At 64.9% G+C, this 21699-nt stretch carries 19 protein-coding genes; 10 read left to right on the plus strand and 9 right to left on the minus strand.

From position 1 onward, the window contains the following. Positions 1–97: 97 nt before the first annotated feature. The gene (locus tag IEX24_RS04355) at positions 98–1399 is read left to right on the plus strand and encodes an LCP family protein (RefSeq protein ID WP_229715091.1); all 1302 of its coding nucleotides are present in this window, start codon (positions 98–100) and stop codon (positions 1397–1399) included. Here IEX24_RS04355 and IEX24_RS04360 read toward each other — a convergent pair. Both IEX24_RS04360 and IEX24_RS04365 read right to left on the minus strand, forming a co-directional pair. Continuing rightward, positions 1341–1796, minus strand: a complete 456-nt coding sequence (locus IEX24_RS04360) for a hypothetical protein (protein WP_188674438.1) — start codon at positions 1794–1796, stop codon at positions 1341–1343. The two genes, IEX24_RS04355 and IEX24_RS04360, sit on opposite strands and share 59 nt — an antisense overlap. Next, positions 1796–3130: a molybdopterin-dependent oxidoreductase gene (locus tag IEX24_RS04365; RefSeq protein ID WP_229715092.1), complete on the minus strand. Its 1335-nt coding sequence runs from the start codon at positions 3128–3130 to the stop codon at positions 1796–1798. The genes IEX24_RS04360 and IEX24_RS04365 overlap by 1 nt, the downstream gene beginning before the upstream one ends. 39 nt (positions 3131–3169) lie before the next feature. Here IEX24_RS04365 and IEX24_RS04370 point away from each other — a divergent pair, with 39 nt between their 5' ends. The 7 genes from IEX24_RS04370 (at position 3170) to IEX24_RS04400 (ending at position 11926) form a co-directional block, all read left to right on the plus strand. Continuing rightward, positions 3170–4621, plus strand: coding sequence for a glycosyltransferase 87 family protein (locus tag IEX24_RS04370; protein WP_188674441.1), 1452 nt, complete (start codon positions 3170–3172; stop codon positions 4619–4621). A gap of 90 nt (positions 4622–4711) precedes the next feature. Next, positions 4712–5386: a hypothetical protein gene (locus tag IEX24_RS04375; RefSeq protein ID WP_188674444.1), complete on the plus strand. Its 675-nt coding sequence runs from the start codon at positions 4712–4714 to the stop codon at positions 5384–5386. A 98-nt stretch (positions 5387–5484) separates the two neighbouring features. Further along, positions 5485–6249: a dienelactone hydrolase family protein gene (locus IEX24_RS04380; RefSeq protein ID WP_188674447.1), complete on the plus strand. Its 765-nt coding sequence runs from the start codon at positions 5485–5487 to the stop codon at positions 6247–6249. A gap of 136 nt (positions 6250–6385) precedes the next feature. Continuing rightward, on the plus strand, positions 6386–8023 hold the full coding sequence (locus IEX24_RS04385; protein ID WP_188674450.1) for an ABC transporter substrate-binding protein: 1638 nt from the start codon (positions 6386–6388) through the stop codon (positions 8021–8023). Then, the gene (locus tag IEX24_RS04390; RefSeq protein ID WP_188674452.1) at positions 8020–9117 is read left to right on the plus strand and encodes an ABC transporter permease; all 1098 of its coding nucleotides are present in this window, start codon (positions 8020–8022) and stop codon (positions 9115–9117) included. The genes IEX24_RS04385 and IEX24_RS04390 overlap by 4 nt, the downstream gene beginning before the upstream one ends. 41 nt (positions 9118–9158) lie before the next feature. Then, positions 9159–10169 carry an ABC transporter permease gene (locus IEX24_RS04395; protein ID WP_188676356.1) on the plus strand — a complete coding sequence of 337 codons (1011 nt, stop codon included), beginning with the start codon at positions 9159–9161 and terminating at the stop codon, positions 10167–10169. 74 nt (positions 10170–10243) lie between these two features. Then, positions 10244–11926, plus strand: a complete 1683-nt coding sequence (locus IEX24_RS04400; protein WP_229715165.1) for an ABC transporter ATP-binding protein — start codon at positions 10244–10246, stop codon at positions 11924–11926. Between the two features lie 51 nt (positions 11927–11977). On the opposite strand, the gene IEX24_RS04405 is transcribed toward IEX24_RS04400, so the two are convergent. Beyond that, a complete protein-coding gene (locus IEX24_RS04405; protein WP_188674459.1) occupies positions 11978–12187 on the minus strand; it encodes a hypothetical protein in 210 nt (69 codons plus the stop codon). An 88-nt stretch (positions 12188–12275) separates the two neighbouring features. Between IEX24_RS04405 and IEX24_RS04410 the strand changes: the two genes are divergently transcribed. Further along, positions 12276–13712, plus strand: a complete 1437-nt coding sequence (locus IEX24_RS04410) for a threonine/serine exporter family protein (protein ID WP_188674462.1) — start codon at positions 12276–12278, stop codon at positions 13710–13712. A 57-nt stretch (positions 13713–13769) separates the two neighbouring features. Here the strand turns inward: IEX24_RS04410 and IEX24_RS04415 are convergent, their stop codons facing one another. The 4 genes from IEX24_RS04415 to IEX24_RS04430 form a co-directional block, all read right to left on the minus strand. After that, a complete protein-coding gene (locus IEX24_RS04415; protein ID WP_229715093.1) occupies positions 13770–15419 on the minus strand; it encodes a DUF7059 domain-containing protein in 1650 nt (549 codons plus the stop codon). A gap of 87 nt (positions 15420–15506) precedes the next feature. Continuing rightward, a complete protein-coding gene (locus IEX24_RS04420; protein WP_188674468.1) occupies positions 15507–17165 on the minus strand; it encodes an HNH endonuclease signature motif containing protein in 1659 nt (552 codons plus the stop codon). A gap of 53 nt (positions 17166–17218) precedes the next feature. After that, on the minus strand, positions 17219–18202 hold the full coding sequence (locus tag IEX24_RS04425; RefSeq protein WP_188674471.1) for a hypothetical protein: 984 nt from the start codon (positions 18200–18202) through the stop codon (positions 17219–17221). A gap of 44 nt (positions 18203–18246) precedes the next feature. Further along, entirely contained in the window at positions 18247–18678 is a 432-nt protein-coding gene (locus tag IEX24_RS04430) for a hypothetical protein (protein ID WP_188674474.1), read from the minus strand. Between the two features lie 106 nt (positions 18679–18784). On the opposite strand from IEX24_RS04430, the gene IEX24_RS04435 reads away from it, so the two are divergent. Beyond that, complete coding sequence (locus IEX24_RS04435; protein WP_188674477.1) at positions 18785–19210, plus strand: DUF3052 domain-containing protein; 426 nt, start codon at positions 18785–18787, stop codon at positions 19208–19210. An 87-nt stretch (positions 19211–19297) separates the two neighbouring features. Here the strand turns inward: IEX24_RS04435 and IEX24_RS04440 are convergent, their stop codons facing one another. Both IEX24_RS04440 and IEX24_RS04445 read right to left on the minus strand, forming a co-directional pair. Next, on the minus strand, positions 19298–19993 hold the full coding sequence (locus IEX24_RS04440) for an ABC transporter ATP-binding protein (RefSeq protein ID WP_188674480.1): 696 nt from the start codon (positions 19991–19993) through the stop codon (positions 19298–19300). Positions 19994–20068: 75 nt separating this feature from the next. Then, on the minus strand, positions 20069–21574 hold the full coding sequence (locus IEX24_RS04445) for an ABC transporter permease (RefSeq protein WP_188674483.1): 1506 nt from the start codon (positions 21572–21574) through the stop codon (positions 20069–20071). Positions 21575–21699 lie beyond the last annotated feature (125 nt).

Below are 21699 nucleotides of genomic sequence, written 5' to 3' on the forward strand. Positions count from 1 at the left end.
TGCACTCGAAACGCCCGATTGAGCAAGAAATCTCAGACTCGTACGGCAACATGGTGTCACCACCGACCGTTACGAGAGGGCACTTCGGCCGACGAACATGACACCACCAGCACCCCCGATCAAACACTCCAGGCAACCCTCTCAGAGCCCCATCGGCACTTTTCTGAAGATACTCGTGGCCGTTGTCGTGGTGTTCGCCGTCAGTTCCACCTCAGTGGCGGCCATCGCCGTCTACCAGACCATCAGTAAGATCGGCCCCGGCATCCAACTCGCCGACCCGGGCGCCACCGGGGCAGCCATTCCGAGCGTGGGCGCCATCGAGGGTGGCGTAAACCTGCTGCTCGTGGGCACCGACACCCGCACCGACCAGGGCGACGGGTTCAACGACGCCGCGAACCAAGACGCGAGCTCGGGTGCCGGCAACAACGACGTGACCATGCTGCTGCACATCTCGGCCGATCACACCAATGCCACCGTCATCAGCATTCCGCGCGACATGATCGCGCCGGTGCCAGAGTGCCCGAACCCCGACCCCACCAAGGCGTCAGACAAGTCTCAAGACATCGACGCCACCGACGCGGCCATGTTCAACACCACCCTCTCGCGTGGCGGGCTGCCCTGCACCGTGCTCACGGTCGAGGCGCTCACCGGCCTCAAGATTCCCTACGCCGCAATGATCAGCTTCGATGGCGTAATCGCCATGTCGAACGCCGTCGGCGGTGTCAGCGTGTGTATCGCAACGCCGGTCACCGACCCGTACACCGGCCTCGACCTGGCCGCCGGCCAGCAGACCCTCGTGGGCGACCAGGCGCTCGCCTTCGTACGCAGCCGGCACGGCGTCGGCGACGGCAGCGACCTCGGCCGTATCAGCAACCAGCAGGTCTTTCTCTCGGCCCTGATGCGCAAGATCACCAGCGCCGGGGTGCTCGGCAACCCGCTGGCGCTTTTCTCGCTGGCGAATGCTGCCGTCTCGAACATGAAGTTCTCGACCACGCTGCAAGACCCCAACGCCATGGTGGCAATCGCGCTCGCCCTGAAGAACGTCAGCCTCAGCAACCTCGTGTTCGTGCAATACCCGGTCGTCTCCGACCCCGACGACCCGAACCGTGTGATTCCGGATGACACGGCGGCAGAACTGCTGAACACCGACGCCTTCCCCCACCTCGGTGGCCCTGCCCACGAACGTGAGCGGCCAGACGGCGGCCGAGCAGACCTGCACGGTCGGCAACAACTAGCCGGCTGCGCCGCCCGCACGAAGGCGCGGGAGTTTCGTCGGAGCACAGCGCATATGGGCACGTATTGCGCGCGAACCTGCTCAGCTCCGACGAATCTCCCGCGGTTCAGGCGCGGCGGGCTGCCCGCCGCAGGTACAGCGCGCAGACCGCACCCGTCACGATGATCAGCCCGAGCCACATCAGCCCGAGCCGAATCGCGTAGTCGAACGGCAGCACGGTGTCGTTCGCGGGCGTCAGTGTCTTGGCGTAGATCTCGGGAACGACCAGCAGCGTCAGAATCGCGCCCACTACGACGGCCCCCTGGATGATCACCAGCACCACCCGTGACACCCGGCGCCCGGCGCGGCGCGCCAGCACGCTGACTCCCAGCACAATGGGCGACAGAATCGCGTCGTGCAGAATGATCGCACCGAGCAGCCACACGGCAACTCCCACGATCTGCATCGGGTTCTGCTTGGTGACGAGAAAGTACGCACCGAGCAGAAGCCCGACCACTCCCACGCCGAACAGCGTGAGCCGAACCTTCGCCATTGTGGGCGAGACGGGAATGTTGTCGCTCATCAGCTCACCTCCAGCGAACTCAGCCATTTGGTCTGCAAAACTCCGGGGCGCCCTGGCGCGATCATGCGCGCCGGGTACCCGTGGTCGATGTCGAGCGTCTCGCCGTTGAGCGTCAGCGCCACCAGCGTGGTCGGGTCGCTCACGTACTCCGAGCCCATCTGCGTGACACGGTAGCCGCCCTCTTTCTCGAGGCTGGTGAGCGTCAACGCAGCACCAGACCCACCGCCCACAGCTTTCACCAGGCTCTGCAGCCGAACGCCCGTCCAGGTGGCCATTTGACTCCAGCCTTCGACGCACGAGATGGGCAGATCAACGGTGGTCTGCGGCAGAGCCAGAAGCTGGGCACGAGAGAACGTCTGTGCGATCGAACCGTTTTTCACGGTCAGAACCCAACTCGCATCCATCGCCGTCTCGGTCACCTGAGCGGCGGCGGCCGTGCGGTTGATGGGCACGGCCTGCGGCCCGATGCCCTTTTCGCGCGGCGCGAACACGTTGAACGGCTTCAGAAACGCGAACGACTGCCCGGCCGTCAACAGCACGACGGCACCCACGCCAGCGCCGATTGTCGCGAGAAATCCGCGCCGGCTGAGCGACGAATGGTGCGGAACCTTGGTCTCGCGCTTATCGGCAGGCATCTCGTCGACTGAGGGGGTGTCGTCGATCCAGCGAAAGAGCATGCCCGTGAGCCCCGCGGCCTGCTTCACGCCAGGGGCGCGTTGGATGCCCGGCGGCACGGCATCGATCAGCGGGGCATCCACCAGCTCGCGTTCTTCGGCACTCTGCCGGATGCCCGGCCCATACCCGTCGATCTTCTTCCAGTACTTCGAAATGATGGGCAGCTTCACGCCGATGTGAATGGCGAGCGAGCCGATGATCACGAACGACAGCGCGAAGTGCGTCTCACGAAACCCGAACGGCCAGGGGTAGAACTGGTAAGTGTTCAGCAACCCGATGACGATCTCGACGAGCGAAGCGCCCACGAACAGCGCAATGGAAGCCCGTTCGAGCAGGCCCTTGAACCCCGTGATGAGCGGCGTCTGAAACAGATTCGGAAAGACGGTGTACAGCTTGCCGAAGATCAGCGGAAAGCAGGCGATGCCTGCGGTGATGTGAATGCCCTGCGTGATCTGGTAAAGGTTCGCCGGGCTGGTGGGGAAGTGCATCCACGGCAGCGGATCTTGCAAGAAGTGGCTGTACAGCCCGGTGGCAAAGCAGATCAGAAAGGCGGTCGCCAGAAACCGGCCGAGCACAACGGCTAAGCGAGGATTACGCGTGGGAGCAGCGACGCTCTTTTGCAGGTTGAGAAGCAGGCGTCGCACGGGCTGGGTCTGCATAGAACCTTATTCGGAGCCGAGGGGTGTTTAGATAGGGCCGTGCGCACCTTGCTGACCGCGGTCACCCTCGCCGCGATGGTAGTGCTGACCATCTTGTCAGTGTCGACCCTCGGCTTCTTCGATCCGGGCGACTTCGGCGGTATCCTCTGGTACACCGTTGCGCTCTGGGCACTGTTCGTGCTAGCCGCGTTACTCGTGCGGCGAGTGCCGACACGCGCGGCGATTGTGCTGATCATCGCAGGGTCGGCCGTGCTGAGCGGGGCCGCGCTGGCCGGGCCGCCCAGCACGAGCACCGACTCGGCGCGGTACGCGTGGGATGGCATCGTGCAGAACGGGCAGGCTCAGCAGGGCCCGGTCGACGGCGTCTCGCCCTATACCTACGTGCCGGCCGATGACGCGCTCGCGCCGTTTCGCACGTCGTGGCTGTTTCCCGCCGCCGTGAACGACAGCGACGGGCATCCGCAGTGCGCCGAGAGCACGCGCGTCGAGCGCACCGTCTCACTGCCTTCGTTCGTGGTGATCTGCACCACCATCAACCGGCCGCAGGTGCACACCATCTATCCGCCCGGTGCCGAGCTCTACTTCGCGGGCGTTCGGTTCTTCGTGCCCACGAGTGCCGCCTATTGGCCGTTTCAGGTGGCGGGGGCACTGCTCGCGGTGGGCACCAGCGTCGCGCTCGTGCTGGCGATGCTGCGCCGGCGTATCAACCCGCGCTGGGCCGTGCTCTGGGCCTGGAGCCCCTTCGTTGCGACCGAGGCGGTGACCAATTCGCACGTCGACGCGCTCGCCGCGCTGTTGCTGCTGCTGGCGTCGCTGTTCGTGGCCCGAGGGGCCGAGCGCTCGGCGAGACCCCTGACCACCATTCTCGGCGGCGTGCTACTGGGGCTGTCGATCGCCGTGAAGCTGGTGCCGGTGATCGGGGTGCCGGCGCTGCTGCGGCGGCATCCACTTCGCGTCGCGATACCGGCCGTGCTGACCTTCGCGCTGCTGTACGTTCCGTACGTGCTGGCTACGGGTATCGCCGTGATCGGGTTTCTGCCCGGGTACCTCGCCGAAGAGGGCTATGACGACGGCAGCCGGTTCGCGCTGCTCTCTGTCGTGCTGCCGGGGCCGGCGTCGATCGTTGCGGCGGGCATCCTGTTGCTGGTGACCGCTGTGCTAGTCTGGCGCCGAACCGACCCGGCCAACCCGTGGCTCGGCCAGGTGGTGATGATCGGCAGCACCATGCTCATCGTCACCCCGCACTACTCGTGGTACGCCCTGCTGCTGGTGCCGTTCATCGCGCTCAGCAGGCGGTGGGAGTGGATGGCCGTGCCGGCCGCCCTCACCGCCCAGCTGCTGGTGCCGACCCTCGACGTCTCCCGTGTTTCGTTCGCGCTCGCGATCATCGTCGTGCTGGCCGGCCTTGGTTACCGCACGTATCTGAAGCGGGTGTATCGCTACCCGGTCGCATCTGCGCAACCCGTGCAAGCTGCGCCATCCGGGCAATAACCGACCAATACCAATCCTTTGGGGTGGGGGTGCCGAACCACTGCCACAAGATGCAACCGCATCGCCTCCCACAGCCGAAGGATTTCTCTCATGCGTAAATTCACTACCGCCGCACTGGCCATCGCTGCATCGGGTGCGCTCGCGTTCTCACTTGCTGCCTGCTCCTCCTCATCGACCACGTCGTCAGCGTCGTCACCGTCTGCGTCGACCTCGTCGACCCCGACACCGGTCGCGTCGATCCCGAACCTCACCGGTGTCGACACCGAGGTCACCGTCGACCCCGGATTTCTCGCCGCACTGAAAAGCCTGAACCTCACCCCCGGAGTGCTCGGCACCGCCACACTCTCCAGCGCCGGCGTACTCGCCTTCCCCATCACCTCCGGCAACGTGAAGTACTACGACCCGAGCCAGTCGTACCGCCCCTACGTGCAGGGCTCCATCGTGCACGACGGATCGGGCCTCAGCCTCACCGGCGGCGGCATCGAAGTCGACCTCACCAACTTCACCATCGACCCCGGCACCTCCAAGCTCTACGGCGACGTCTCAGCCAACGGCGCCTCGGTCGCCAAGCAGGCCTACCTCTTCAACCTCGACGGCTCAACCCTGAAGCCCCTGCAAACCTCAGGCGACACCGCGATCCTCGAGGGCACCACGGTCTACGTCTCGCCCGACGCCGCCGCACTGCTGAACAAGACCTACGGCACCACCGCCGTCACCGACAAGCTCGAAGTCGGCATCGCCAAAATCACCGTCAACACCAAGTAACACCCCGCCGGGCATCCGGCAGCACCTGAAACGGGCCCCGCCACCTGGCGGGGCCCGTTGTGCTGTGACTGCACGCAGCCCACCCGTAGAATCTCACCGTGCCTTCTCCCCTTCGCACCGGATTCTCTTCTGGCTCGTTTCGCGGCTATCTCGCTGTTCCCGACCGACCGGTCAGCCAGTGGAAGGGTGCCGTCATCGTGATCCACGAGGTCTGGGGCCTCGTCGAGCTCATCACGAACGTCGCCGACCGGTTTGCCGCCGAGGGGTTCCTCGCACTCGCACCCGACCTGATGGGCGAGCACGCCATCGACCCGGCGGTCGGCGCCGGGCTGCAGTGGAGGCTCACCTCACCCGATCTCGATGAGCAACGCGCGGCTCAGGCCCGGCTGGCCGAACTCGCGGCACCAGTCACTCAGCCGTCGTTCGCCGTCGCAGCCCTGACCCGGCTCGTCGAGTGCATCGATTTTCTCGCCGCACAGAAGGGCGTCGACGGCCGCATCGGCGTCACGGGGTTCTCGTTCGGCGGCAGCTACGCGGTGACTCTGGCGGTCGTTGACAGCCGAATTCGGGCATCCGTGCCGTTCTATGGCGCCGTCGCGCTGCCCTCAGCAGTGCTCGCCGACCTCGCCTGCCCGGTGCTCTACGTGGTGGGCGAAGACGACGAAGTGCTGATGGATGCACTGCCCGCGCTCACCGAAACCATGCGCCACTCGGGTGTGTCTTTCACGCCTTACACGCTCTCCCGAGCCGGCCACGGATTCTTCGACGATTCGAACAATCGCGCCTATCGTAAAGAGGCCGCTACGGATTCCTGGGTAAAGTGCCTCGATTTCTTCGAAGAAGCTCTGTCTAGCCCGAATTAGGCGCGCGATTCGTGTGAATCGACACACAGGGCGCTCGAAGTTTGCGTTCATGTGCACATCTTTGCGAATTGAACGGAGGCACCCCTTCGAGGGGTTAATACTGAAACCCCCGCACCCCGCTGAAAGAGGTACCTCTATGCCGTTCGCAACCCCTCGTACGAAAAGAGTGATCGGAGTGACGGCCGCTCTGGCCGCCTCCACCTTCGTTCTCGCCGGCTGCTCTGGCAGCGGAACCAGCTCGTCGACCGGCGCGGCCGCGAGCTCTATCACCATCGGCACGACCGACAAGATCACCACGATCGACCCGGCCGGCTCGTACGACAACGGTTCGTTCGCGGTTGAGAACCAGATCTACCCGTTTCTCATGAACACCCCGCTCGGCAGCCCCGACGTTAAGCCCGACATCGCGGTGTCGGCCGCATTCACGTCACCCACCGAATACACCGTCAAGCTCAAGCCGGGGCTGAAATTCGTCAACGGAGACGATCTCACCTCGTCTGACGTGAAATTCAGTTTCGACCGCGTCGTGAACATCGCCGACGAGAACGGCCCTTCGTCGCTGCTCGGCAACCTCGTTTCGACAGCAGCGCCAGACCCGACCACCGTGGTCTTCACGCTGAAGACCCCGAACGACCAGACTTTTCCGCAGGTGCTCTCAAGCCCCGCTGGCCCGATCGTCGACGAGCAGGTGTTCTCGGCCACAGCGCTGACACCCGACAACGACATCGTCAAGGGTCACCCGTTCGCCGGGCAGTACGACATCAGCACCTACGACTTCAACAACGCCATTCAGTACAAGGCGAACCCGAACTACCAGGGTCTGCTCGGCCCGGCGAAGACGCCGACCGTCAACGTGAAGTACTACGCCGACTCGTCGAACCTCAAGCTCGACATTCAGCAGAACAACATCGACGTGGCGTTCCGCAGCCTGTCGGCCACCGACGTTGCTGACCTCAGCACGAACAACAAGGTCAAGGTCGTCAACGGGCCCGGCGGTGAGATTCGCTACATCGTCTTCAACTTCAACACCATGCCGTACGGCGCTACCACTACCGAGGCCGACCCGGCCAAGGCGCTGGCCGTTCGCCAGGCCGTGGCCGACCTGATCGACCGCAACGCCATCGCTACCCAGGTCTACAAGGGCACCTACACTCCGCTGTACTCCTACGTTCCGGCCGGTCTGACCGGCGCCACCACGGTGCTGAAAGACATGTACGGCGACGGCCAGGGTGGCCCGAGCCTCGACAAGGCGAAGTCGACGCTCGCTGCCGCGGGTGTCACCGGCCCGGTCACGCTCGACCTGCAGTACGTCTCTGAGCACTACGGCCCCTCGTCAGGCGACGAGTACGCGCTGATCAAAGACCAGCTCGAGTCGAGCGGTCTCTTCACCGTGAACCTCCAGACGACCGACTACGTGCAGTACTCCAAAGACCGCACGAACGACGTCTACCCGGAGTACCAGCTCGGCTGGTTCCCCGACTACTCCGACGCAGACAACTACCTGACGCCGTTCTTCTCTGCAGACAACTTCCTCTCGAACCACTACAACAACACCGCAGTGCAAGACGAGATCACGAAGCAGGTCGGTGAGACCGATCCGTCGGCTCGCACGTCAGAGATCGAAGACATTCAGGCCAAGGTCGCCGGCGACCTCTCGACCATCCCGTACCTGCAAGGTGCGCAGGTGGCCGTGGTCGGCTCGAACGTGAACGGTGCGGCTGACACGCTCGACGCGTCGTTCAAGTTCCGTTACGCGGCGCTGTCGAAGGGTTGAGTTCTCTCACCGCCCAGGCCGCCCCCGAGACCGCTGCCGAATCGACCACGTCGTTCAAGAAGCAGCGCACCGGGGGCGGCCTCGGCCGCTACATTGTCGTTCGGTTTCTGCTGATCATTCCGACGATCTTCATTCTGGTCACGCTCGTCTTCTTCTTGATGCGGCTGACCGGTGACCCCATCACGGCCGCCCTGGGTGGCCGGTTGAGCGGCAGCCAGCTGCACGAACGCATTCACGCCGCCGGCTACGACCGGCCGATTCTGGTGCAGTACTTCGAGTACCTCGGCCAGATCGCCACCGGTAACTTCGGCACCAGCATCAGCGACAATCGGCCCATCACCACGATTCTCGTGACGTACGGCGCGGCAACCCTCGAGCTCGCGTTCTACGCCCTGATCGTGGCGTTCATCGTGGGCATTCCGCTCGGCATGCTCGCGGCGTACTTTCGCGACAAGGGGCAAGACGCCGCCCTGCGTGTGTTCGCCATTCTCTGCTACGCCACCCCGGTGTTCTTCGCCGGCATTCTGCTGAAGCTCATCTTCTCGGTGTGGCTGAACGTGCTGCCGGTGGCCGGCCGGGCCAGCACGGGCAGTGAATTCGAGATGCAAGACCTGCCGAACAAAACCGGCTTCTACCTCATCGACGCCTTTCAGACCGGCGACCCTGCGGTGATCAGCGATGTGCTGCTGCACGCGGTGCTACCCGCACTCACCCTGGGGCTGCTGACCGCCGGCATCTTCTTGCGTCTCGTTCGCACCAACGTCATCGGCACTCTCAACACCGACTATGTGGATGCCGCGCGATCCCGCGGCGTCAGCGAGTACCGACTCGTGCGCAAACACGCCTACAAGCCCGCGCTCATTCCCATCATCACGGTGATCGGCCTGCAGATAGCCCTCTTGCTCAGCGGCGCCGTGCTCACCGAATCGACCTTCGAGTGGAAAGGGCTCGGCTTTCAGCTGGCCCAATACCTCGGAGCCCGCGACTTCGTCGCCGTACAGGGCATCGTCGCCCTGCTCGCCGTGATCGTCGCCTTGACCAACTTCGTGGTCGATGTGGCTGCTGCCATCATCGACCCGAGGGTGAGGTACTGAGTATGAGCGCTGAAACCCAGCGGCCCGAAACGAAGCCGCGCATGCAGGAGCCCCGCAAGCAGAGCCTGCTCGCCCGGCTGCCCGTGGTGCACCAGTTGCGCCAGAGCGTTGGCTTGCAGCGCGGCATGCTCATCGCGGGCCTCATCATCACGGCGGTCTACGTGATCTCGGCCGTGTTCGCGCAGTGGATCGCGCCCTACGGATTCGCACAGCTGCGCAACGCGAGCGGGCCGTTCGGCTCGCAGCAGCCACCGAGCCCGAGCCACATCTGGGGCACCACCGTGGGCGGATATGACGTGTTCTCCCGTGTCATTTGGGGCGCGCAGACGGCGCTCGAAGTGATGGTGGTGGCGATCATCCTCTCGATCTTCATCGGTGTGTTCTTGGGGCTGATGTCGGGGTACCTCGGCGGCTGGCTCGACCGCATTCTGGTGGTGATCGCCGACGCGATCTACGCCTTTCCGTCGCTGCTGCTCGCTATCGTCATGTCGATTGTGATCTCGGGCGGTCAGTCGAGTCTCTGGGGCGGAATCTTCGCCGCCGCGATCTCCATCACCGTGGTTTACATTCCGCAGTACTTTCGGGTGATTCGGTCAGAGGCCGTGCGCATCAAGAACGAGGCCTTCGTCGAGTCGGCCATGGTCATCGGCGCGTCGACCCCGCGAATCATGTTTCGGCACGTGCTTCGCAACTCGACACGTACCCTGCCGTTGATCTTCACGCTGAACGCGTCTGAAGCGGTTTTGACGCTCGCCGGCCTCGGCTTTCTCGGTTTCGGTATTGAACCCACAGCCGCGGCCGAGTGGGGGTACGACTTGAACAAATCGCTCTCAGATGTGACAAGCGGCATCTGGTGGACGGCGATCTTCCCCGGCCTCGCCATTGTGCTCTCGGTGCTCGGCGTGACGCTCGTGGGCGAGAGCCTCAACGACCTCGCCGACCCGCGACTACGCGGTCGTCGTGCGGTGGCGGCTGCCCCGGTAGCTGCTGCATCAGATTCAGAGCCGGTTGATGTCGCGCCTGTCGCCGCAAAGTCAGGAGACAGCCAGTGACCGCCGACTCTGCCAAAACAAACGCTGCCAAAACAAACGCTGCCACAACCGACGCTGCCAAAACTGTCGTCAGCATCACCGACCTCGACGTCTCGTTCGCCACCGACGCGGGCACTGTACGCGCGGTCGACGGCGTCAGCCTGAACGTGGCCGCGGGCGAGGTGCTCGCGATCGTGGGTGAGAGCGGCTCGGGCAAGACCGTCACCGCGAAATCCATTCTCGGTCTGCTGCCCGAGACGGCCACGGCCCGGGGCGCCATTGTGCTGTCGAATCGCGCGGGCACGAGCACCAACGATGTGCTGAGCCTGTCGAAGAAGCAACTGCGGGGCATCCGCGGGTCTGACGTGTCGATGGTGTTTCAAGAGCCGTCGACCGCGCTGAACCCGGTGTACACCGTGGGCTGGCAGATCGCCGAAGGTCTGCGCGCACACGGCGACTATTCGCGGGCTGAGGCCAAAGCGAAGGCCATCGAGATTCTCGGGCGGGTGGGCATTCCCGACCCGAAGACTCGCGTCAATTATTACCCGCACCAGTTCTCGGGCGGCCAGAAGCAGCGCGTGGTGATCGCGCAGGCGCTGGTGCTGAACCCTGGGCTGATCGTGGCCGACGAACCCACGACCGCACTCGATGTGACCGTTCAGGCCGAGATTCTCGACCTGCTGCGACGCTGTCGTGACGAATTCGGCACCGCGATCGTGCTGATCACGCACAACATGGGGGTGGTCGCCGACCTGGCCGACCGCGTCGTGGTGATGTACCAGGGCGAAGTGGTCGAAGAGGCCGACGCCGTGACGCTCTTTCAGAACCCGCAGAACGACTACACGAAACGGCTTCTGGCGTCTGTGCCGCACATCGGGCAGGGTGTTCTGCAAACGGCGGAACGGGCATCCGCTCGCGAAGCCAGCTGGGCGAACGCGGCACCGGTGGTCGTCGCCGATCACCTGAGAATCGAATACCCGGGGCGCTTCGGGCGCAGCGCGTTCGTCGCGGTCGACGACGTGAGCTTCGAGATTCGGGCTGGCGAGGTGCTCGGGCTGGTGGGCGAGAGCGGATCGGGCAAGACCACCATCGGGCGGGCCATCGGGGGCCTGACGAAGGTCAGCGGCGGTTCGCTGAAGGTGCTCGGGCACGAGATGAACGGCGTGCGCGAACGGGTCTTCAAGAAGACCCGCAGCGACATCGGCTTCGTCTTTCAAGACCCCGCCTCGAGCTTCAATCCACTGCTGACCATCGCCGAGTGCGTGGCTGAGCCGCTGATTGTGCACGGGCGCGCACGCGACCCCCGATCGGCGCGCAAACGAGTGGATGAACTGCTCGAGGCTGTGCAATTGCCAGCGAGTTTCGGCGATCGGTACCCGCACGAGTTGAGCGGAGGTCAGCGTCAACGCGCGAGTCTTGCCCGCGCCATTGCGCTCGAGCCGTCGCTGCTTATCGCCGACGAACCCACCTCCGCGCTCGACGTCTCGGTTCAGGCGAGAGTGCTCGAGTTGTTCGCCGAGCTGCAGCGCGAATTCGGATTCGCGGCGCTGTTCATCAGCCACGACCTCGCTGTGGTCGACTTGCTGGCCGACCGCATCGCGGTGCTTTATCACGGCACGCTGGTCGAGGAGGGCACGGGTGCCGAGGTGCTTGGCGCACCTCAGCACCCGTATACGCAGCGGCTGCTCGCGTCGCTTCCCGTGCCCGACCCGGTGGAGCAGGCGGCGCGGCGCGAGGCGCTGCACACGCTGCGGGCGGCGCAGACTGCGGCGAGCTAGCCGCCGGCTCGGCGCTGCGCGGCCCGGCGCTGAGCCGCCGGCTCGGCGCTGCTACGCGTCGGCCCCCTCTTCGATCTCGAGCGGACGGTAGGTGTACTCGGCTGCGTCGGGGTCGAGCTCCCACACCACCTCGGCCGGTTCGCCGTCGATGTCAGCGGTGCGTACCAGCGACTTCTGCGGTAGCCCCTCGATGAACTCGAGCTCGATCGACTCGGTCGTGCTGCCGCTGTCAAGAATTGCCGTGTAGACGGTGTCGCTCACAGGTTGCTCCGTTTCATGAGGTGGTGTGGTGCTGCTTCTCCTTCGACCTTATACGCGCGACGCGATACGCGTCTGCGAAGATACTCGCATGGCCTTTCACCCGTGGCGTACGCTCAGGCATCAGTGGGGCCGTACTCTCAAACCGCCTCTTCCGCGGCCCGAAACCCCAGACGAAGACGCCAAAGACACCGCAATTCTCACCATGCTGCGGGCGCTCGGCGTGGCCATGCTCGCGTCGAGTCAGGCCACGAACGATGTCGAGAGCACGCTCTACGAGATCGCTGACACCTACAATCTGACGGGCATCCGCATCGCCGTGCTGCCGACCCTCGTGATCTTGCAGCTCGACGCGGTGGCCGGCCCGGGCGAACCGCCGGTGCGCGGGTCGGTTTCGACCGAAACCGGGTCGCAGCGCGCCATAACCGGGTCGCAGCGCGTCGTGACCGGCCGTGTCGAAGACATCGTGGCTCGCCCGGGCCGCACCGACCTCGACACGGTGTCGTCGCTGTCGATTCGGCTCGATCAGGCCGCAGCCATCGACGAGCTGGTGGGCGAAGCCCAGCGAGGAACGCTGAACCCCGATGATGCGCTCGGGCGCCTGGCGAGCATCCGCACCGCCCCACCGAGGTATGGCCCGTGGATGACCGTGGTGGGCCACACCATTCTGTGCCTCGGCTTCGGGCTGACGTTGAACCCCACCGTGGCGGCGGTTCCCGCTTACCTGCTTCTCGGCGCATTGGTCGGCGGCCTGCTGCTGCTCGGCAAGAAACTGCCGACGCTCGGCAGTGCCATGCCCGTGTTCGCGTCGTTCATCGTCACCGTGGTCACCTCGTTGTTTCTGGCGCATGCGGCCGGCGACGACCCACTGAAGCTGATCGCACCCGCCCTGGTCAGCTTTCTGCCGGGCCTCACGCTCACGGTGGCGTCGATCGAACTCACCAGCAACCAGATCATCGCGGGCGCAAGCCGGGTGGTCTACGGGGTGGCGCAACTGCTCTTGCTGGCGTTCGGCGTGATCGCCGGCCTCACCATCACCGGCGGCGGAACCGAAGTGGCGCAGCAGCAAGGGCTCGGCTGGTGGTCGGCCATCGCGGGGGTCGCGTTAGTCGGAGCCGGGTTCGTGTTTTTTCTGTCAGCGCCGAAACGCTCGTTTCTGTGGATTCTCGTTGCCCTCTTCGCCGCCTACGGTGCCCAGACCATCGGGGCCGTTTTTCTCGGGCCCGTGCTCTCTGGTTTCGTTGGGGCCCTCGTGGTCGTTCCGCTCAGCCGGTTGCTCGCACGCTTTCGCACCGCGCCGCCCGCCACGGTCATGATGCTCGCCTCGTTCTGGCTACTGGTGCCCGGAGCACTGGGGTTCATCGGCATCAGCGAAAGCGCGGGCGGAACGGCTGTGAGTGCAAGCGCGGCGAGCGTGACGACTCTCGTGAACACTGCGCTGTCACTGTTCTCCATCGCGCTCGGCATTCTCGTGGGCACGGGATTGACCCGCGACTTCGCCCGCACTCGGCTGCGGCGGCGAGTCTAAAGCGGTTGCGCTCTAATGCAGCTGGTCAGGCAAGCGGCTGGTCAGGCATGCAGCTGGTCAGGCATGCAGCTGGTCGGGCAATAAGAAGCCGTCGATGATCAGCTCGCGCACGCTCGGCAGAACTTCGACCAATAATTCGAGTTCGTTGACATCGAGCAGGTGAGCGATGGCCCCGCAGATCTGCCCGATGCTCAGCTCGCCGTCGCACGCACCGACGAGTGCCGCCAGCGCCGTGCCGAGAGAAACCGTGCGGGCGAACCCGCTACCCTGACGCAGACTCATCACGGTGGGGTTCTCTTGACCGGGCCAGTAGTGCCGCTCTTCGGTGACGTCTGCGGCGTAGCTGACAGTCGACGCGAGCAGCTCTTCATCGCTCTTCGCGAGCTGCCAGTCGTAGCCTTCGAGGCTGGTTGCGAAGTAGTGCCCCAGGCCGGCCGGGTTCGAGCCGCGAGCTCCGTCGAGTCGCTCGAAGCGGCGCATCGGCGGCTGCGCAGCAGGTCTCTGCTGATCGTTGCGCAGCAGCACGTACCCGAAACCCACGTGCGTCACTGCTCGAGCTTCGAAGTCGTCGAGCCACGAGGCGTAGAGGGTGTCGAACTCGGCGGTGCCGGGGCGCGTGCCGCCATCACGAATCCAGGTCTCGGCGTACTGCGGGGCATCCTGCAGCTCGCGTTCGATGACCCAGGCGTCGAGCGTGCTGGCGCTCAGCCAGCTGCGTACCCGTTCGAGGCCGTCAGTCTGCTCGTGCTGCTCGTGCTGGGTGCCCTGCCCGCGATACTCCCAGTTGCCGAGCAGCTGAGCGATGCCGCCCGGCGCGAGGTGGCCTTCGCAGCCCCGGATGACCGTCGCCACCAGCTCGTCGCCCACGAGCCCCGCATCGCGGTACTCGTACAGCGGCACGCCCTCGAGGCGCGGCGTGATGACGAACGGTGGGTTCGAGACGATCTGGTCGAACGTTTCGCCGGCCACCGGCTCGAACAGGCTGCCGAGCCGAAATTCGATGTTGTCGATGGCGTTGATCTCGGCGTTGAGGCCGGCCAGCCAGAGTGCGCGCTCAGAGATGTCAGTTGCAATGACGGTTCGAGCGTGCCGCGAGGCATGAAGGGCCTGAATTCCGCACCCGGTGCCGAGGTCGAGCACCCGGCCCACGGGTTCGTTGATCATGAGCCCGCTGAGGGTAGTGGATGCCCCACCCACGCCGAGCACATGATTCGGCTCGAGCGGGCGGCCGCCGAGAGCCACCTCACCCAGATCAGAGAGAATCCACCAGCTGCCAGCCCCGAGAGCATCGACGAAGCTGTACGGGCGCAAGTCGAGTAGCGCGGTCAGTTGCGAGGCGCCTGCGGTGAATGAGTCGGTGCGCGAGTCAATGGACGAGTCGGTGCGCGAGTCAATGGACGAGTCGGTCGGCAGCTCCCCCACGAGCCCGAGTTCGAGGGCGCCGGCGACTGTGAGATTGGGCAGAGCCGCTTCAGCGTGTTGCCGGTCGACCGGCACGTTCAGCACGAAAAGCGCCGCCAGAGTCTCGGCACGCGTCGGGGGTATGCCGTCGTCACGTCGTCGTTGCAGTGCCCTGATGGCCGGCAACCGCTGGCCGCGAAAAAGTGCCGCGGCGGCCGAGCCGCCCCACAGCTCGCCGACGGTTTCGACGCTGAACGATGAGGTGATGAGGTCGCGTCGCAGGGCCGCGATGAGTGGTGAGGGCACCGTCTTATTCAATCGCAATTGGCGGCTGCTGTCGGCCGGCAGTCACCGCCCGACTCGGCTGCGGGCAGAGTTCTGTGCTCGTACGGGTCATGACCTATCACCGCCGCCGCTCGCCGTGCTCGTGCTGCTTGGTGTGCGGTGCCAGGGTTCTGTTCGTTTGGGGAGGTCGCCGAGTTTCAATGGTTTCAGTCGTGTGCGGGTGCGTTGCTGGGTTGCGGGTCTGGGGGTGCGTGTCCAATCAAGGCAGTCGGGTGGGATGAAGTGCGGTGCCCCGCTGATCATGGTCAACGTCCACCCCGTTTTGTGTACGACGGAATGGTGAAAATGGCACAGGAGCACGCCGAGGTCCACATCGGTACGGCCTGGAAGGTAGCCTTGCGAGGTCCACGGGGTCGTGTGGTGACTTTCACACCACGAAGGTGGCCGGTCGCAGCCTGGCCAGACGCATCCGCCGTCACGGGCCGCCATGGCCTGAATCTGCCGGGTCGTGAACAGGCGTTGCTTCTTGCCCTGGCAGAGCACCTGCCCGCCCTCACCGAACACCGTGGTCATGCTGTCGGCGTGGCAGAGCAGCTGCTGCACCGCACTGGCGGGTAACGGTTCGGTGATGCCGGGTACCCAGCCCACCCCGCGACCGGCAACAATGTCATCAAGATCAGCATGCACCGAAACGACTGCGGCGGCACCGTTGATACGGGGCACCTCAGGCAACGTCGCACCCCTCCGGATCACATCAGTGAAAACGTCTAAACATTTCTGATCCCGAGTACGCGGATCCTCGAACACAGGGTCGATCGGCGGCTCGACGGCCTCATCGTCGTCGCCGTGATCGTTGCCGGCCGCAGTATCAGCGGCGACAGTGGCCCTCGCAGAGCCCGTGTCACCGCCGCTTCGCCGGGTCGCAGTAGCTCCACCGTCAGGATCCGTATCGGCCGGATCAGCACGGAACGATGGCCGCACCCGGGGGCTTTGGGTGGCGGCGTCGATCGCGAGCCAGGATGCGGCGTCTTCGGGTGGCAGCAGGCCGATCATCTTCACCATCCCCGACGGCAGCGTGATGAACCGGAGGCTGCGCTGCTCGGTCAGGCACGCGTCACGGGGTTCGACCCCGTCAGGGTCAAGACGGTCGCGGAGATTCCCCGCGAGAACACCTACTTCGTCCGCGGAGAAACCCAGACCACCCGCCGACTGTGCCGCCGCCGCCACGAGATACTCCTCCGCCGCCCCGAGCTCCTCCGTGTACCCGGTCGTCTTCGCGACCTGCGACAGCTTCCGGGTGATCACTTCCGCCGTATCCACACCCAGTACCCCGGTACGGAGGGCTTCTTCCACACGGGGGAACCGCGACGGGTTCGGCACCCCAGCGAGCGACATATCCGTGCGGATACGACGGCCCAGCCGCACCCTGTCAGACGCCGTCGACACCGACGTACCCGTATGCGCCGCGAGAAGCTTCTGCACCGTCGCGAAACCCAGCCTCACCGTGAGACGGTCGTCCCCTCGGGTAACCTCACACCGGGCATCCACTGTCGAAGCGAACTCGACCCGCAAGGCGTCGACCAACTTACCCAACCGCTCCACGAGCACCAGACCCGTCAACGCATCCTCGTCAGACAACCCAGCCACCGGGCTGTCGGCAAGCCCATTGGGCGCGGCAGAACGGCACCCAAACAGCACTTCAATGTCATCGATCAGCGCGCGCATCCCATCACCCTGAGACACAAGAGAAGAAGCGGTTTCGTTCATGACCCAAGTCAAACACCAACCACTGACATTCACTCACCTTCGAAACGAATGCCTCAGGGCGCGGGCGTCGAGACCGCGGAAGGCAGCTCGAACTGGCCGGTCATGGCGTAGTACCCCGAGAACGCAAGGCCCGAAGCGAAGACGATCGCGATTGTGCCCGCGAGCGCGAGTTCAGCGAGCCACATCAGGTTTTCACGACGAAACTTCTTTGCCCGGGCAGTGACGCTCAGCGGAGCATTTCCGCTCGCGAACCTGACAAAGCTTGCCCAGTCGAAGACGAGCTGCCACGCCCGAAAGACCACGACGGCGGAGAACAGCGCTCCGGCGAGAAGACAAACCAAGAACATGAGCCCCTCAGCGCCAAACTGTTCGATCACCTGCCGAATCGGCCCCAGAACAGCCTCTACGACATTCGTTATCGCACTGTTTGTCACCGCCAGATCGACGCTCGTTCGCCCCAGGATTACCTGCATGGCGAGCAAGTTATATCCGTGGATGGTGGTCGTATAGATCGCAACCCAGCTCGTTACAGCGACACCGACGGCCGCAGCGACGCGCGCGCACGACTGCCGCGTGCGCCCAGACCACAATGCAGCGTGACTCGTGCGAATCACCACAACAACAAAGTTGACGAGCAGACCGACGACGGCGCCGACCATGAGACCCAGAGCAATCGGGTGATAGAACACGAACAGGCAGGCGAGGGCCACGAAGGCGCAACACGCCGCAGCGAGGCGACCGTTCGAACTCGCGCTGTTCGATGACACCCCACCGCCGCTCGCCTGCGCCGCCAATGACGCCGAAATGTTCTGAGTGATTGACACTCTCTGATCGTTGATCGTCACATCGCCGAGCACGTCACCGCCGACGTGAATCTGATTGCCGTTTTCGGCGGCGCTCGCACTGTTTCTACCGCCGGCACCGGCGATCGTGCCAGCCTTCTTTCGCGTGACGACCAGCGGTATCAGGGCCAGCACCACCCCAGAAAGCAGGCCCGCGATCACTTCAGAAAGAGTAGCGACCCAGAAATCACTCACGTCGTCGCAGTTTGGTCATTCAGTGACATTTTGTCACTATACCCCTACAGCGACTCGAGCCCATCGAAGTCGAACTCGACCTTGCCCTGCGGGTGCGCATGAATGACCGCCCGCGGCACCCCCAACGCTGTCGTACGGGCGTTCAGGCGAACGATCGCGGCCGAAGCTTCAGCGCTGAACTCGGCCGCAAGGGCCTCTTCGGCCGCATCGTGTTGACGGCTGATCATTTCGCTCGATGGGCCGGCCACGAGGCGAACGAGTTCGACGGCAGGGCCTTCGCCGCCTAACTCGACACTGGCTGCCGCCTCCCGCTGACGACCCCGATCCCCGCCCCGCCCACGCCCCACCACAAACGCCGGAACCTCAATCGCCGCCGCAGTGTGATTCGCCCCCAGCGCCGCGACCAATCGCAGCAGAGCATCGGCGACACCGTCAGTGGTGACGAACGATTCACCTGCGTACGAAATGCGCCTCATCGCTCTACCTTCTCGCCCCAGCCGAGGCCCGGCAACCTGTTGCATACCGACTTCGATGCGGTTATAAGGCCCAGCACGCACAACGGCTGCGGTCTACAATCAAGCCATGTCAGCTGCAGGCGAGGCCTCGTCGTTGTCGCCTCAGGCCCGCAAACTCGGCCTGAAACCGGGGCTGAGGGTCAGCCTCGACGAGCCGCCAGACGAGTGGATGCTCGACAACCCGCCCCCGGGCCTGCAGCCCACCGGGCATCCTGACCCTGCCGACGTCATTCTCGCCTTCGTGACCCGGGCCGCTGACCTTGCCCCGCGCATCCCAGGTCTCGCCGATCGCATCTTTCCGGCCGGCGCACTGTGGATCGCGTGGCCCCGAAAAGCGGCAGGCCACCAGAGCAATCTGGGTGATGCAGTCGTTCGGCAGACCGGGCTCGCCTTCGGTTTGGTCGACACCAAAGTCGCTGCGATCGACACCGATTGGTCTGGTTTGAAGTTCGTCTGGCGCCTCGAGAACCGAACCTTGTCCAGCGGTCCGTGAAGCCGGAGCGGCCAGCCCGGCCTTCACGCCGCGCCCACGACGCGCACGACGCACGCCCGAGCCGCCACGGCGCTCAGGGCCGAGCCCTCACCCCACCTGCGCCGGCGCCGGTGCTTCCACCTCCGTCACCTTTCCGCCCTTGATGTGCAGGCGCCGCTCTGCCCGCCTGGCTACGGCGGAGTCGTGCGTCACGATGATCAGCGTCAGCCCCTGGTCGCGCCAGAAGCCTTCGAGCAGCTCCATGATCTCGTCGCGAGTGTCTTCGTCGAGCGCGCCCGTCGGCTCGTCGGCGAGCAGCACGTCGGGCCGTTTGACCAGCGCTCGGGCAATGGCCACCCGCTGTTGCTGGCCGCCCGACAGTTCGGCGGGAAGATGCCCGTAGCGCTCGGCGAGCCCCACCGAGTCGAGCGCCTCGGCTGAACGCCGACGCCGCTCGGCTCCCGAAACCGGCAGAGGGGCAAGCGCCGTCTCGACATTCTCGAGCGCGGTCAGGGTGGGAATCAGGTTGAACCCCTGAAAAACGAACCCCACCTCTTTCGCCCTGATTTCGGCCAGCTTGTGGTCGCCGAGCTTCGAGAGCATCGACGCACCGAGCCGCACCTCACCCGAGGTGGGCCGGTCGAGCGCGCCCAGCATCTGCAGCAGTGTTGACTTGCCGCCGCCCGTTGGCCCCTGAATCGCGACCATCTGGCCATCTGCGATGCTCAGGGTGACCGAGTCGAGTGCCGTGATCTTTCGCTTCGACGCGTTGTAGGTTTTCGTGACGTTCGTCAGTTCATACATCGTTTTTGCTCCTTGACTGAATTCGTTTGCGTGGGTGTGTGTCTGACTCCGGCGAGTGGATGCCCGTGGCCCCCCCTACCCCACCGACCGAAGCGCCTCGGCCGGCCGCAGCCGGGCCGCGCGCCAGCCGCCAATCGCACCGGCGAGCAACCCGCCCAGCACGGCCAGCCCCACCGCGATGAGAATGATGCTGAACGTGACGGGCGCTTGCAGGGTGACGGTGGTCGAAGCGACCGCACGGGCCGCAGCACCGAAGCCGCCACCACCAGGCCCGCCCGCCGCGCCGCCGCCGCTCGCCGTGCCAGCAGCGGTCGCCGAAGCCGACCCGCTCAGCGTCGGAGCCACGATGTTCACCACGATGATGCCGATGAGCCCCACGACAATGCCGATGGCACCGCCGATGAGCCCCTGAACCACCGACTCCCCCGCGACCTGGCTGACGATGCGCCGATTGCTCCAGCCCACCGCTTTGAGCGTGCCGAATTCACGAGTTCGACGGGTGACCCCCGAGATCGTGAAGAGAATGGCGATCAAAAACGCAGCGGCCAGAACCAGAACCGAAAGCCAGGTGCCGAGGTTCGAGACCAGCGATGACGCGGTCGAAAGCGACCCCGACACGGTCGACGCGAGATCGGCCTGAGTACTGACGGTTGCGGTAGGCAATGCCGTCTGCAGTGCGGAGGCGACCTGATCGACACTCGATGACGATGCGGCAGTCACGTAGATGTTGCTGATCTTGCCCGCGTTGCTCGAGAGCGTTTGAGCCACGTCGAGCGGAATGTAGACGTTCGACGCGGTGACGCTGTCTGAGCCCGACGATGAAACGGTTCCGACGATGGTGAAGGTGGTGCCGCCGATGTCGATGGTGCCGCCGGTGGCGAGCGACGCCGAGGTGGCGTAGCTGCTGTCGAGCACGGCATTGTCGGTGCCTACGTCGGCCGCGGTGAGCAGCCGGCCGCTGGCCAAGGTGACGGCCGAGAGCGGGCCGACGGATGCCCCAGAGGGGTCGAGACCGAGCACGGTGAAGTTGTTCACATCGAAGGAGCTTCCGCCCGCGCCATCCGCCCCGCCAGTCGCCGCAGAACCGGCGGCGGGAGCGCTGCCGCTGCCACCCTCAGTACCAGTGCCGGTACCCGTGCCCGTGCCGCTCTGCGATTGCGAGGGCAGCTGCCCGTTGAACGTCAGGTTCGTCAACGACAGAGTTCCGGTGGCGGCCGAGACGCCGCTGGTCGCCTTCACGGTGTCGAGCGCGGTGGCGTCGAACACGGTTTCGGTTCGCGTTATGGTGAGCGTCGACTGGTTCAGCGTGGTGGTTCCGCCCGACGTCGTTCCCGAGCCGGAGCCGAAGGCGAACTGACCGGGGTTGGCCCCGGCCGTTGGTGCGGTTGCCGCCTGGCTGATGGTGATGTCGGTTCCGACGCCGTAGACCGACTGAAGCACCGAGGCCTGAGCCCCCTGCACGCCGGCCGAAATCGAGTTGACCAGAATGACCAGGCCGATGGCGAGGGCCATTCCAATCGAAATGATGATGGTCTGTTTTCGCCGATTGACGAGTTCTCGTCTGAGATATGTACCGAACATGAGGCTCCTTTTCGCGTGTCTGGTTTGACGGTACGAAGGGGCCCTATGCGGCGGCTATGCCAATTCTATGAACGGGTTATCGATAATCTGCCTCGTCGGCAGCCGTGCTCGACCCCTGCGAACCC

Source organism: Subtercola lobariae, assembly GCF_014640255.1.
In the GTDB taxonomy this organism is placed as follows: domain Bacteria; phylum Actinomycetota; class Actinomycetes; order Actinomycetales; family Microbacteriaceae; genus Subtercola; species Subtercola lobariae.